The organism is Rahnella contaminans (assembly GCF_011065485.1).
GTDB lineage: Bacteria > Pseudomonadota > Gammaproteobacteria > Enterobacterales > Enterobacteriaceae > Rahnella > Rahnella contaminans.
Genome location: NZ_JAADJS010000001.1, coordinates 932,207 through 945,220 on the forward strand (window position 1 = coordinate 932,207; position 13,014 = coordinate 945,220).

Genomic DNA, 13,014 nt, shown 5'->3' on the forward strand with positions numbered 1-13,014 from the left:
CCTGAGCCACAGGAGAAGAACATGCCTAAAACGATTGTCCTGCTGCACGCCACGCCGGTGGCAATGCAGCCCGTCAGCGTCGCAATGGCGGAATTATGGCCCGACGCCATCCCGGTAAATCTGCTCGATGACGGGTTGTCCATTGAGCGGGCCAAAAATGTTGAGCTGACACAGGCACTCACCGAACGTTTTATCCGCTTCGGGCAATACGCCAGTGATACCGGCGCAGACGGTATTCTGGCGACCTGCTCCGCGTTTGGCGAAGCTCTGGAAAAACTTGCTGACCAGCTCACCATTCCTGTGCTGAAACCCAATGAAGCCATGTTTTTAGCCGCACTCGATGCAGGAAGCCGCGTGGGTATGATCGCCACTTTCCGCCCTGCCATCGCCGGAATGGAAAAAGAGTTCAGCGACATGGCCGTGCGTCTGGGTAAAACGGTCTCACTGAAGACGGTATGCGCCGAAGGTGCGATTGAAGCGCTGCGTGCCGGTGACGATGAAACTCACCACCGGCTGGTGGCGGAATATGCGCAGCAGCTGACTGGCTGCGACGCCATCATGCTGGCACATTTCTCCACCTCGCGTGCGCTGAAAGCCGTGCAGGCCGTCACCTGCGTGCCGGTTCTGGCGGCTCCGCAGGCGGCGGTCAGTGAGATGAAAAAGCGCGTTTTGCATAATGAAGGAAAGACATCATGTTGATGGGTGTGATTGCCGATGACTTCACCGGCGCCAGCGATATAGGCGTGACGCTGGCGAAAGGCCTGGCGGGCGAAGGCGGCATGAAAACGGCGCTGTACATGGGCACGCCGGGAAATGCGGCGTTGCCGGACATTGAGGCCGGTGTGATTGCGCTGAAAAGCCGTTCGCTGCCCGCCACCGAAGCCGTCGCACAATCGCTGGCAGCCTGTGAATGGCTGTTGGCGCAAGGTTGTTGTCAGATTGTCTTCAAATATTGCTCGACGTTTGATTCCACGCCCGCCGGGAATATTGGCCCGGTGGCGGAAGCGCTGGCGAACCGGCTTGGCGCACGCGGCGTGGTGGTGTGTCCGGCGTTTCCCGATATGGGGCGGACGTTGTATCAGGGGCATTTGTTTGTCGGCTCCAGCCCGCTCAATGAATCTGGCATGGAACATCACCCGCTCACGCCGATGACCGACCCGGATATCCGCCGCGTGCTGGCCGCGCAGTCTGAAAATCCGCCGGGATTTATTTCGTGGCAACAGGTTCAGTCGGGCAGCGCGTCAGTGCGCGATGCGCTTTTGGCGCAGGCGGAAGAAGGCCGCTGCCTGGTGGTGACCGACAGCATCACGAACGCCGATCTGGTCACCCTCGGCGCGGCCTGCAATGAAGCACGGCTGATTACCGGCGGTTCGGCTATCGCGCAGGGGTTGCCGCATAATTTCATTGCCCGGGGCGACGCGCAGGGCAATGTGCCACAGCGCGTCGGCGTGCAAGGAAAAGGCGCAATTCTGGTGGGAAGTTGTTCGCGGATGACGTTGCGCCAGATTGCCCGGCACGCCGCCGGTCATGCCGTTTTGCAGATTGACGCGGAAGACTTGCTTCTGGGAAAAGCATCCCGTGAAACACTGCTGGATTTCATTGAACAAAACCAGCACCGCGCACCGCTGATTACGACCTCGGGCGACGTATCCAGCGTGTCAGTTTTACAGGAACGTTATGGCCGCGAAAAAGTGGCGAACGCCATCGAAGATTTCTTTGCCACACTGGCGGTTGCTCTGGCAGACGCGGGCGTAAAACGACTTGTCGTCGGCGGCGGCGAAACCTCCGGCGCGGTGGTGAAAGGCTTGCAACTCGGTTCGGTGGTGATTGGCGCAGAAATCAGCACCGGCGTTCCGGCACTGCTGGCCATGCGCAATGCACAACCCATGGCGCTGGCGTTGAAATCAGGCAACTTTGGCAGCGAAGACTTCTTCAACCGCGCGTTTCAGACACTGGCTCCGTAAGGGGCCGTTTCCTCAATACCTTTCCACCCTCACCATTTAGATCAGAAAATCAGGGCAAAGCACTACCCTTTTTTAATGTCCGGATGCTGGCTCAGCCACTGACTACGGTACTGCGAAGGCGAACGCGCAGTACTTTTACGGAACACGCGGCAAAAATAATTGCTGTCGACAAATCCGCAACTGCTCGCCACTTCTTTGATCTTCAGTTCATAGCCTTTCAGCAGCAGTTTTGCCCGTTCCAGCCGGACATGGTTAAGGTATTCGCTGAAGCCGGTATCGCCGGATTTTCGGAAAAGATGTGAGAGGTAGTTCGGCGTGATATGGAACCGCTTTGCCACGTTTTCGCGGGTCAGCGGCAGCGAGGCGTTTTCCTCGATATATTTTTTCATCACTTCAAACAGCGCGCCACTGCGGGTCAGAATTTGTGTGCGGTTCGCCAGTTGTTCCTGACAATGGCTCAGCAAACCGGCGACCACGCAGCGGGCGGTTTGCTGGTCATCCGGGTTTGAAACGATTTCATTCATGGCCTGCAATAAAAACGAGCCGACCCGCGGCCCCAGCCGGGCGACGCTTTGTTTGTCCGTTTCGGAAAACCGGTTGCCGTCCCAGGATTGCAGGCTGAAACCGAGCTTTTCTTTGCTGAACAATATGCTCAGCAGCACGGCGGGCGCGCTCCACTGGGTGAGATTCCATTTTCCACCAGGGATATACAGCGCGTCACCCTCTTTGAGCAAGCCCTTTTCAGCCGGAAGACTGCGGTCATGAACGTGGCCTCTGACCACAAATTCGATGCGCGGGAAGCTGACCAGCAACGCCAGTTCGGGCATGGGTTGTGTGTTATCCGGAAAGCGCACCGCCTGCGCTTCACTGCCACAAAACGATCGGAAAAGAGTGTCTATCACAACGGGCAGCATGGCGTTCTCTCAGTTTTTCAATTGCATTGAATCTTGCCATCAAGGTCAAGACCTTGGGTTGCCACCCAAACTGGCCCCAGGTCTTGACCGGTGTTAGCCGACGCCAACGGTTTTGACCGGTGTGGCATTTACAACACATCCAGCAGCCATTTTTGCGCCGGTGTCAGGCGGCTGGCGGTTTCCGGTTTAAGCCATTTGCGCTGATCCTGCTGCTGCGCATCTTCACGGTCAATGTACAAACTGTGCAGCACGCGTCGGCGTGTGCCGACGGTATTGTTGGTGCCGCCGTGCCAGGCGTGCGCATCATAAATCATCACGCTTCCGGCCGGAGCTTCGAAAACCACTTCATCAGGATGTGGTAATCCGACGTCCGCCAGAACATCTTCCGGCAGTTCAGGCCGGTGATGCGTCCCCGGAATAATCCGCGGTGCGCCGTTTGCCGCACTGAGATCATCAATCGCCCAGATGGAGTTCACCAGATGCACTTTGGGGAAGTCCGGACGAGGTTTTTTCCAGTCCGCATGCAGCGGCTGATGTCCGCCACGGTGCAGCGCTTCGCGGCCATTGAGGCTCGACACCTTAAACGCGCCGCGGAAAATGTGGCGGCAAACGGACAGGATCAGCGGATGCGACCACACTTTTTCCCAGACCGTGCCTTTGTTAATCATGTTCGCAATACGCGTCGCGGTGGCTTCCTGATGATGCTCAACGGCCAGATTGTCACCCTCTTTTTCCACCAGCGCATCGAAGGTCACGCGCATATCTTCCAGCCAGTCTTTGTCGATCACGTTATGAATAATAACGTAACCCTTAGTTTCCAGCTCAGCGGTCTGTTCTGCGGTAAGCGACTGCGTTGCGCCGAGGGCGTCCAGGTATTGCTCAGATGAATTTATCATTTCCCACCTCTTCAGTTAACGTTTATGCAACACAAAAGTACGGCATTTTTTATAGGAATAAACGATGCAAATCCTACAAAGAGCTGGATATTTGTGTGATTCAAAGAGGAATGTGAGGCGGGTGGCAAAGCTTACGACACCCGCTGCGCTTTCAGCCTTTCCTGTAAGAAATCGAGAAACACGCGGGTGACTTCGCTGCGCTGGCGATGCTGCGGATAGAGCGCATGCAGGCTGAGCGAGCCGGGCTGGAAGGCGTCAAGGATGGGTACCAGCGAGCCATTTTCGAGCGCCGGACCGACGATAAATTCAGGCAGCAATACAATGCCCAGCCCGGAAATGGCGGCGTCGCGCAGCACTTCGCCTTTGTTGCTCAGCACCGGCCCGCGCACGTCGAAAATCCGCAGTTTGCCGTGGCGCTCCAGCTCCCAACCATTTTGCCCTTCGCGGCCATAACGCAGGCAATCGTGCCGGAGTAAATCGTCCGGCGTTTCCGGCGTGCCGCGCCGCTCAAGATAACCGGGGCTGCAACAGATAACGCGTTTAAGCTGCCCCAGACGGCGCGCCACCAGCGAAGAATCCGCCAGATTGCCAATACGGATGGCAATATCAAAGCCTTCGCCCACCAGATCGACATACCTGTCCACCAGTTCCACCTGAAACTGAATCTCCGGATTTTGCTGCAAAAACTCCGCAATCAGCGGTGAGAGATGGCTGATGCCAAATGACATCGGAATACTGATGCGGTATGAGCCCTGCAGCGCCTGGCGTTTAGGTGAAACCGCCCTTTCGGCTTCTTCGATATCATCGAGAATACGCTGCGCATGTTGTGCAAAAAGCTGGCCGGATTCGGTCACCGACAGTTTGCGCGTATTGCGGTTGAGCAACCTGACGCTCAGCGAAGCTTCCAGCGCGGCCATCCGGCGGCTGACGTATTGTTTAGAAAGCAGCAGTTGTTCGGCCGCTGCGGTGAAATTCCCGGCTTTCACTACCGCCACAAAAATACGGAGATCTTCAATCTGCATGTCAGTTTCGCCCTGAGGAATACAACCTGTTATTGTCAACCAAAATGCGACAGTGATAGTCATTCCACCTCATTGTTGAGCAAATTAGTTTACGTGTATTCTCTGTTCATCGGAAGCGCAAACGCACTTTCCCCCTGACAACACTGAGGAGTACACCATGATCGAACAACGTCTCTCTGAACAACGCGGCTTAGGTGACCACGGCTGGTTGCATTCCCGTCACACATTTTCTTTCGCCAATTACTGGGATCCAAAACAGGTCGGTTTCTCTGACCTGCTGGTGATTAACGATGACCAGGTCGCACCGGGTCGCGGCTTCGGGGCGCACCCGCACAGCAACATGGAAATCATCTCCTATGTGCTCGAAGGCGCGCTGGAACATAAAGATTCCATGGGCACCGGTTCCGTGATTGTCCCCGGCGATGTTCAGCTGATGAGCGCAGGCAGTGGCGTGACGCACAGTGAGTTTAACCACTCCGGTGAAGAAAACGTGCATTTCCTGCAAATCTGGATTGTGCCGTCAGAAAATGGCACCCAACCGGGATACCAGCAGGTGTCCGTCGCGGAAGCGGAAAAACGCGGGAAATTCCGCCTGATTGTTTCACCATCGGGTACCGGCGGTTCGCTGACCGTGCGTCAGGATATGAAAATCTACGCCGGTTTCTTCGACGGTGCAGAACAGGCGACGTTTGCCCTCGATGCGGATCGCTATGCTTATATCCACGTTGCCCGCGGCAGCATCAAGGTGAACGGTGTCGAATTCAGAACCGGCGATGGCGCGCGTATCCGCAATGAAGATAGCGTCACCTTTACCGACGGCGACCAGGCGGAAGTGTTGCTGTTTGATTTGCGTCCGGTAGAAGTGAATCATCCGTCACGCTGATACGGCGTAATGCCTGAGTAAAGTACGCAAAAGCCCAAGCCTGTGATCATCCTGAAAAGGAAGGTCGCAGGCTTTTTTTTGGGCATCGGGCAGTGTTCTGACGATGTATTCACCCGCGCTATAATTGCGATGCAATACGTAATATATTAAGATGAATATAACGATATGTATGACACATATGGAATATTTCTCAGGAGAGAACATGAAGAAGTCACTGTTTGTTCTGGCAGCCGCCATCACTATCAGCGCATGTAGCAGCCAGACCGGCGTGAAGCAAACTGATTTGCAGCATCATCGTTTTGAGTTGCTGAGTGTGGATGGTCAGACGGTTCCGGCCGCACAGGGCCGTATTCCGGAAATTGAGTTCGGCTCAAACCTGCATGTTTCCGGCCAGATGTGTAACCGCTTTATGGGTCAGGGCAATCTGGAAAATAACGTGCTGACGGTGAAAGGTCTGGCCTCAACCATGATGCTGTGTCCGGACGAGAACCTGAACAAATGGGATCACGTGATCAGCGACGTGCTGAACAACGGCGCGGCCGTTTCCCTGAATGAGAACAAGATGGTCCTGAAACAGGGTAAACATACGCTGGTTTACCGCCTGAAAGACCGGATGTAATCATGAAAAAGCCAGACACACGTCTGGCTATTTTAACCCGCAGTACAACGCCCTTGCATCAACGCGGCTTCAGAGCACTGACGACCATTCGCCATCGAGCACATCCCGACGCGGCTGCCATCGAGCTGTGGCGCTAATCTGAGTTGCCCGCCCGCCATTGAACAGGCTGCATAGGCCGGGCTGTCCATATTGACGGTACGCTGACCGACATTCACGCTGTTGCCTTTTTGGGGAACGTCAGCCGAATCGTCGTGGCTGCTGCATGCGGCTAACACCAGCACACCGGCGGCCAGTAACACGCGAAACGCAGTGATCATCTGTCCTGCTCCTGAATGATTTTGGGTAATGCGGGGAATTTTTTCGAATCGCCATCATATCCGAGGTTTTTCACCTGCGTCGAGCCTGTTGGCGAAATAACATCAACTTTTTCCTAAAATAATTCCAAAATTAAACACTCCGACACATTTTATTTCGTCTGGTTATTTCTTTGACTCATAAAATAGAGAGTGATTAACCGCTTTTCCTCCTGAATTAGAACGGGAAATATAACGATAAAGGAGCAATACATGCTGACAGATTTCTTACTGCGGATCGCCCTGGCCGGTGCTTTGGGCGGATTGATCGGCATCGAACGTCAATTACGCGCCAAAGAAGCCGGATTACGTACTCATATTCTGGTGGGGATTGGCAGCGCCATGTTTATGATTGTGTCGAAATACGGCTTCGCCGATATTCTGATGCAAACGCACGTTAGTTTTGACCCCAGCCGCGTGGCAGCGCAGGTGGTCAGCGGGATGGGCTTTCTCGGGGCCGGGACCATCATTATCCAGAAGCAAATTGTTAAGGGATTAACCACCGCCGCCGGATTATGGGTCACTGCCGCCATCGGTCTGGTGATTGGTAGCGGTCTGTATGAGATCGGGATATATGGCGCTTTTATGACCTTAATTGTGCTGGAAGTTTTTCGCCAGATCAGCAATCACTGGGTCGGTCATCACCATTTAATCGAAATACGTTTATTGCCGGAAAGTGTGCCTGCGGTTTTAGTCGCATTACAGAAGATGCGTATTCGCCCCGGCCATATCAAAATCAATCAGCGCGATGAAGATGAAAGCAAATGTGAACTGATTCTGGACGTTATCCTGCGGCCTAAACAAAGCGTCGACAAACTTTATGAAGCACTGATGTCGGTGAAAGGAATAAAACGCATCGATATTAATTAAACGCCGTTCACCGCGCGAATTTCCCTATTTCGCCGCTGACTCTCCGGTTATTCCTTTCAGCGGCTACGACTATTCCTGAAACCGCCCCGTTGCTCATAACCCTCTAAAAAGCAAGGTTAAAAACCCCTGCACACAATCAGGATAAATTGATTAATCCCCCCTCTGCTAAGCTTTTATAATTATTGCCGGTGAAAATTACTGTTTTCCGGCCTTTTTGTGAGCAAAGCAAAGGGTATTCCATGATCACCACTGACGGTAATAACGCAGTCGCTTCCGTGGCTTATCGCACCAACGAAGTCATTGCCATCTACCCGATCACTCCCAGTTCTACCATGGCCGAAATTGCCGGTGCCTGGTCTGGCGAAGGGAAGAAAAATTTGTGGGGCGATGTCCCGACGGTAATGGAAATGCAGTCTGAGGCCGGTGCGATTTCCACCGTCCACGGCGCATTACAAACCGGCGCGCTGTCGACCTCTTTCACCTCGTCGCAGGGTCTGTTGCTGATGATCCCGGTGTTGTACAAACTGGCCGGTCAGCTGACGCCGTTTGTCCTGCACGTTGCGGCGCGTACCGTTGCGACGCACGCGTTGTCTATTTTCGGCGATCATTCCGACGTTATGGCCGTGCGCCAGACCGGTTGCGCCCTGCTCTCTGCCGCCAGCGTACAGGAAGCGCAGGATTTCGCGCTGATTGCCCAGGTCGCCAGCCTGAACAGCCGCGTGCCATTTATCCATTTCTTCGACGGTTTCCGGACCTCACATGAAATCAATAAAATCGCGCCGCTGAGCGACGACACGCTCCAGCAGATGCTGCCGCAGGCGCAGATTGACGCACACCGCGCCCGCGCCTTGTCACCGGATCATCCGGTGATCCGCGGCACGTCCGCCAACCCTGACACTTATTTCCAGTCACGCGAAGCCACCAATCCGTATTACAACGCCACCTGCCAGCACGTGATCGACGCCATGAATGCGTTCGCCGCCCTCACCGGCCGCGAATATAAGCCGTTCGAATACGTCGGCGATCCGCAGGCAGAACGCGTGATCGTGCTGATGGGTTCCGGGATCGGCACCGCCGAAGAAGTCATCGAAACCCTGAATGCGCGCGGTGAGAAGGTTGGCGTGCTGAAAGTGCGTTTATACCGTCCGTTCAGCGCTGAACATTTGCTGGCCGTACTGCCGCAATCCGTGAAAAGCATTGCCGTGCTGGACCGCACCAAAGAGCCGGGCGCGCTGGCCGAACCGCTGTATCTCGATATCATGACCGCGCTGGCTGAGGCCTATAACAGCGGCGAGCGCGATTCGCTGCCGAAAGTGATCGGCGGCCGTTACGGATTATCGTCAAAAGAATTCGGGCCGGACTGCGTACTGTCGGTGTTCCGCGAGCTGGCGCTCAGCAAACCGCGTCCGCGCTTCACCGTCGGCATTTATGACGACGTCACCGGGCTTTCCCTGCCGGTGGTTGAAGAAGAGTTGTCTGAGCGCGCCTCACTCGAAGCCCTGTTCTACGGGCTGGGCAGCGACGGTTCTGTATCGGCGACCAAAAACAACATCAAGATCATCGGTAACAGCACGCCGATGTATGCGCAGGGTTATTTCGTCTACGACTCCAAAAAGGCCGGTGGCCTGACGGTTTCGCATCTGCGCGTCAGTGAAAAGCCGATCAAATCCGCGTATCTGGTCAGTCAGGCGCATTTCGTTGCCTGCCACCAGTGGCAGTTTATCGATCTGTATCAGATGGCAGAACGTCTGCGTCATGGCGGGATTTTCCTGCTTAACACACCGTTCAGCGCCGATGAAGTCTGGGTGCGGTTACCGCTGGAAGTGCAGGCGACGCTGATTCAGCGCGAAGCCCGTTTCTACGTGATTAACGCGGCGAAAATTGCCCGCGAGTGCAAACTCGGCGCGCGCATTAACACCGTCATGCAGATGGCGTTCTTCCACCTGACGCAAATCCTGCCGGGTGACGAAGCGCTGAAAGAATTGCAGGGCGCGATTGCCCGCAGTTACAGCAGCAAAGGCGAAGACGTGGTCACGCGCAACTGGATGGCGCTGGCCGCCACGCTGGAAGAACTGGTTGCCGTGCCGTTGCAGGCCATTCCGGAAAATCCGCGCAAACGTCCGCCCATTGTTTCCGACGATGCACCGGATTTCGTCAAAACCGTCACCGCCACCATGCTGGCCGGGCTTGGCGACGCCCTGCCGGTTTCTGCCTTCCCGCCGGATGGCACCTGGCCGACCGGTACCACGCAGTGGGAAAAACGTAACATTGCTGAAGAAGTGCCGATCTGGAAGCCGGATCTGTGTACGCAGTGTAACCACTGCGTCGCCGCCTGCCCGCACTCGGCCATTCGCGCCAAAGTGGTTCAGCCGGACGCCATGGAAAACGCCCCTGCCGCGCTGCAATCGCTGGACGTTAAATCCCGTGACATGCGCGGCCAGAAATACGTATTGCAGGTCGCGCCCGAAGACTGCACCGGGTGTAATTTGTGCGTGGAAGTCTGCCCGGCGAAAGACCGTCAGGATCCGTCCATTAAAGCCATTAACATGGCTGACCGCATTGAGCACCTGGAAGAAGAACGCGCCAACTATGACTTCTTCCTCAGGCTGCCGGAAATCGATAAAACCACGCTGGAACGCATTGATATCCGCACCTCGCAGCTGATTACGCCGCTGTTTGAGTATTCCGGTGCCTGTTCCGGTTGTGGCGAAACGCCTTACATCAAACTGCTGACGCAGCTGTACGGCGACCGTTTGCTGATTGCCAACGCCACCGGCTGTTCGTCCATTTACGGCGGTAATTTACCGTCAACACCTTACACCACCAACGCCGATGGCCGCGGTCCGGCGTGGGCGAACTCACTGTTTGAAGACAACGCCGAGTTCGGGCTGGGCTTCCGTCTGACGGTCGATCAGCATCGCCGCCGCGTGCTGCGTCTGGTGGAATCGCTGGAACCGCATATTCCGGCCGATGTGCTGGGCGGCCTTCGCGATGAAACGTCCACGCCGGAAGTTAAACGCGGCCACGTCACCGCGCTGCGTAAAATTCTGGCCGACATTGATACACCAGACGCGCGTCAGCTGGCGACCGACGCGGATTATCTGGTGGATAAATCCATCTGGCTGATCGGCGGCGACGGCTGGGCGTATGACATCGGTTTCGGCGGGCTGGATCATGTCCTGAGCCTGACGGAAAACGTCAACGTGCTGGTACTCGATACCCAGTGTTATTCCAACACCGGCGGACAGCAGTCGAAAGCCACGCCGCTGGGTGCGGTCACGAAATTCGCCGAACAGGGCAAGCGCAAATCCCGTAAAGATCTGGGTGTGAGCATGATGATGTATGGTCATGTGTATGTGGCGCAAATCTCCCTCGGCGCGCAGCTCAACCAGACGGTGAAGGCGATTCAGGAAGCCGAAGCTTATCCGGGGCCGTCGCTTGTCATCGCGTACAGCCCGTGCGAAGAGCACGGCTACGATCTGGCGCTCAGCCATGATCAGATGAAACAGCTGACCACCACCGGTTTCTGGCCGCTGTACCGGTTTGATCCGCGTCGCGTGGAAGAAGGCAAACCGGCGCTGGCACTCGATTCAAGGCCGCCTTCCAGCGGGCTGACCGATACGCTCAATAATGAGCAGCGGTTCAGAAGGCTTAATGCGCAACAACCGGAAGTGGCGGCGCAGTTGTATGCCGCGGCGGAGAAGGAATTGCAGCAGAAATATGACTTTTTGGCGATGCTCGCGGGGAAGAAGAGCGAGTCTGAGTCGTAAGTTTTGGGTCTTTAAAATCAAGGTCGTGGGCGCCAGCCCACACCGACTTGGGAGTGCGGCGACAGGTGCTCCTTGAGGCCGGTTTGGGTGGCAACCCAAGGTCTTGATTTATGAGATGCGATCACTGCAATTGAAAACCTAAATTACTCCCGCTGAAGCCGATGCTTATGCCCCTTCATTAACCCCAGCGAAGCCGAATACGCGGCTCCCTCATCCCCTGCCATAATCGCTTCGTAAATCTTTTTATGCTCGTTCAGGCACATGCCGCCTTCCTTCGACGAGTATTCGAAAAACCACTTAAAAATCGTCGTCAGCACATTACCGAACGGGACATAAAAACAGTTGCCGGAGGAGATGAAAATCATCCGGTGAAACTGGGTATCGATATTTACCCACGCCTGCGCATTGAAATTCTCGGAAACGTGGCACATCTGGCGGTAAATCCGTGACAGCTCAATGCGTTGCTCTTTGCTGGCGTTCACCGCTGCCAGCGCCGTGGCATGTGGTTCGATCGCTTTGCGGAATTCAAGAAACTGATGATAAATCTCTTCCGTGGCTTCCATGCCCTGCATCCATTCCAGCAGTTGCGGATCGAGCATGTTCCACTGCGGACGCTCTTTAACACGGGTGCCGATTTTCGGGCGAGATTCCAGCAAACCTTTTGACGTCAGCAGTTTCAGGGCTTCACGCAGCGCGGTGCGGCTGACCCCAAACTGTTCGCCGAGGTCGATTTCGCTGGGCAAAATGGCGCCGGGTGCCAGTTCGCCGGAGAGGATTTTGCGGGCAATATCGCGGGCAATGTGGGTGTTGAGGCCACGGGTCATGCCTGCGGCGGTTTCAAACTGCATCGTCATTCGCTTCCCTTTTTCTGTGCAGATTGCCGACATCATAGTTCAGGCGACGCCGCGCTGCATGCGGGCGTCGCGCTAAACTCACAAACTGTGCGCTATGGCGCCATCTGCCCGCCGTTGACGTCTAATATCTGGCCGGTGATGTAACCGCTGCACGCATGGGAAGCAAAAAACAGAAAGCTGGGTGCCAGTTCTTCGCTGGTGCCAAAGCGCCCCATGGCAATAGAACCGGCGATTTTCTCACGCACCTCCGCACTTTTATCTGCGTGGAAAACCGTGTCGATAGTGCCCGGTGCAATGACGTTGAAGCGGATATTGTCTTTGGTGAATTCCTTCACCCAGTTGCGGTGGACGTTGTGCAGCCAGGCTTTGGACGCCGCGTACAAGCTCGCGCCGGGCCCGCCGCCTTCGCGTCCGGCAATCGAACCGGTACTGATCACTGACGTGGTTTTACCGCTTTGTTTTGCCGCGTGGCGCAAATGCGGAATGGCGAATTTCGTCACCATCAGCGCCGAGCGGGCGTTAAGATCCATAACGTGGTCATAAAATTCGTCGTCGATATTTTCTAACCCCTGACGACCGCCCAGCCCGCCTGCGTTATTGACCAGCACGTCGATGCCGCCAAAACGTTCGACAAAATTGGCGACCAGCGCTTCGCATTCCGCAGACTTCGTCACGTCGGCACCAAAGTACGCCACTTCGCCGCCATTTTTGGCAATAGCGGCAGCCAGTTTACCGAGGCTCTCATCGTGGCGATGACCGTTAATTCCGACTTTCGCCCCTGCTGCCGCAAAGGCCTGCGCCGCTGCCAGACCGATGCCTTTCGTTGAACCGGTAATCAGAACTCGCTTGTCTTTCAGATCGTTAAACAT

Annotated in this window: 12 protein-coding genes; 6 read left to right on the plus strand and 6 right to left on the minus strand. The window is 55.6% G+C overall.

Annotated features, from left to right (window positions below):
- Window positions 1–21: 21 nt before the first annotated feature.
- Window positions 22–699: an aspartate/glutamate racemase family protein gene (locus GW579_RS04110; protein ID WP_165057727.1), complete on the plus strand. Its 678-nt coding sequence runs from the start codon at window positions 22–24 to the stop codon at window positions 697–699.
- Window positions 693–1,964 carry a 3-oxo-tetronate kinase gene (otnK, locus tag GW579_RS04115; protein WP_165057729.1) on the plus strand — a complete coding sequence of 424 codons (1,272 nt, stop codon included), beginning with the start codon at window positions 693–695 and terminating at the stop codon, window positions 1,962–1,964. The genes GW579_RS04110 and otnK overlap by 7 nt, the downstream gene beginning before the upstream one ends.
- 62 nt (window positions 1,965–2,026) lie before the next feature.
- On the opposite strand, the gene GW579_RS04120 is transcribed toward otnK, so the two are convergent.
- From GW579_RS04120 to GW579_RS04130, 3 genes are all read right to left on the minus strand, one after another.
- Entirely contained in the window at window positions 2,027–2,878 is an 852-nt protein-coding gene (locus GW579_RS04120) for an AraC family transcriptional regulator (protein WP_165057731.1), read from the minus strand.
- A 128-nt stretch (window positions 2,879–3,006) separates the two neighbouring features.
- Window positions 3,007–3,774, minus strand: coding sequence for a phytanoyl-CoA dioxygenase family protein (locus GW579_RS04125; RefSeq protein ID WP_165057732.1), 768 nt, complete (start codon window positions 3,772–3,774; stop codon window positions 3,007–3,009).
- A gap of 131 nt (window positions 3,775–3,905) precedes the next feature.
- The gene (locus tag GW579_RS04130; protein WP_165058705.1) at window positions 3,906–4,796 is read right to left on the minus strand and encodes a LysR family transcriptional regulator; all 891 of its coding nucleotides are present in this window, start codon (window positions 4,794–4,796) and stop codon (window positions 3,906–3,908) included.
- Between the two features lie 157 nt (window positions 4,797–4,953).
- On the opposite strand from GW579_RS04130, the gene GW579_RS04135 reads away from it, so the two are divergent.
- Together GW579_RS04135 and GW579_RS04140 are read left to right on the plus strand one after the other, a co-directional pair.
- Window positions 4,954–5,679, plus strand: a complete 726-nt coding sequence (locus GW579_RS04135; protein WP_152327129.1) for a pirin family protein — start codon at window positions 4,954–4,956, stop codon at window positions 5,677–5,679.
- 202 nt (window positions 5,680–5,881) lie between these two features.
- Window positions 5,882–6,298, plus strand: coding sequence for an META domain-containing protein (locus GW579_RS04140; RefSeq protein WP_152327128.1), 417 nt, complete (start codon window positions 5,882–5,884; stop codon window positions 6,296–6,298).
- Window positions 6,299–6,330: 32 nt separating this feature from the next.
- Here the strand turns inward: GW579_RS04140 and GW579_RS04145 are convergent, their stop codons facing one another.
- Window positions 6,331–6,615 (minus strand): putative hemolysin, encoded by a 285-nt coding sequence (locus tag GW579_RS04145; RefSeq protein ID WP_152327127.1) that lies wholly within the window; start codon window positions 6,613–6,615, stop codon window positions 6,331–6,333.
- 249 nt (window positions 6,616–6,864) lie between these two features.
- Here GW579_RS04145 and GW579_RS04150 point away from each other — a divergent pair, with 249 nt between their 5' ends.
- On the plus strand, window positions 6,865–7,521 hold the full coding sequence (locus GW579_RS04150) for an MgtC/SapB family protein (protein WP_152327126.1): 657 nt from the start codon (window positions 6,865–6,867) through the stop codon (window positions 7,519–7,521).
- 239 nt (window positions 7,522–7,760) lie between these two features.
- Window positions 7,761–11,291, plus strand: a complete 3,531-nt coding sequence (gene nifJ / locus GW579_RS04155) for a pyruvate:ferredoxin (flavodoxin) oxidoreductase (protein ID WP_165057734.1) — start codon at window positions 7,761–7,763, stop codon at window positions 11,289–11,291.
- Between the two features lie 143 nt (window positions 11,292–11,434).
- Here the strand turns inward: nifJ and GW579_RS04160 are convergent, their stop codons facing one another.
- Window positions 11,435–12,145: a FadR/GntR family transcriptional regulator gene (locus tag GW579_RS04160; protein ID WP_152327124.1), complete on the minus strand. Its 711-nt coding sequence runs from the start codon at window positions 12,143–12,145 to the stop codon at window positions 11,435–11,437.
- A gap of 92 nt (window positions 12,146–12,237) precedes the next feature.
- Window positions 12,238–13,014 carry an SDR family NAD(P)-dependent oxidoreductase gene (locus tag GW579_RS04165; RefSeq protein WP_165057736.1) on the minus strand — a complete coding sequence of 259 codons (777 nt, stop codon included), beginning with the start codon at window positions 13,012–13,014 and terminating at the stop codon, window positions 12,238–12,240.

Excerpts from the sequence above, each read along its gene's own strand:
- GW579_RS04110 (WP_165057727.1), top strand. The coding sequence starts at position 22 with ATGCCTAAAACGATTGTCCTGCTGCACGCCACGCCGGTGGCAATGCAG.
- otnK (WP_165057729.1), top strand. The coding sequence starts at position 693 with ATGTTGATGGGTGTGATTGCCGATGACTTCACCGGCGCCAGCGATATA.
- GW579_RS04120 (WP_165057731.1), bottom strand. The coding sequence starts at position 2,878 with ATGCTGCCCGTTGTGATAGACACTCTTTTCCGATCGTTTTGTGGCAGT.
- GW579_RS04125 (WP_165057732.1), bottom strand. The coding sequence starts at position 3,774 with ATGATAAATTCATCTGAGCAATACCTGGACGCCCTCGGCGCAACGCAG.
- GW579_RS04130 (WP_165058705.1), bottom strand. The coding sequence starts at position 4,796 with ATGCAGATTGAAGATCTCCGTATTTTTGTGGCGGTAGTGAAAGCCGGG.
- GW579_RS04135 (WP_152327129.1), top strand. The coding sequence starts at position 4,954 with ATGATCGAACAACGTCTCTCTGAACAACGCGGCTTAGGTGACCACGGC.
- GW579_RS04140 (WP_152327128.1), top strand. The coding sequence starts at position 5,882 with ATGAAGAAGTCACTGTTTGTTCTGGCAGCCGCCATCACTATCAGCGCA.
- GW579_RS04145 (WP_152327127.1), bottom strand. The coding sequence starts at position 6,615 with ATGATCACTGCGTTTCGCGTGTTACTGGCCGCCGGTGTGCTGGTGTTA.
- GW579_RS04150 (WP_152327126.1), top strand. The coding sequence starts at position 6,865 with ATGCTGACAGATTTCTTACTGCGGATCGCCCTGGCCGGTGCTTTGGGC.
- nifJ (WP_165057734.1), top strand. The coding sequence starts at position 7,761 with ATGATCACCACTGACGGTAATAACGCAGTCGCTTCCGTGGCTTATCGC.
- GW579_RS04160 (WP_152327124.1), bottom strand. The coding sequence starts at position 12,145 with ATGACGATGCAGTTTGAAACCGCCGCAGGCATGACCCGTGGCCTCAAC.
- GW579_RS04165 (WP_165057736.1), bottom strand. The coding sequence starts at position 13,014 with ATGTTTAACGATCTGAAAGACAAGCGAGTTCTGATTACCGGTTCAACG.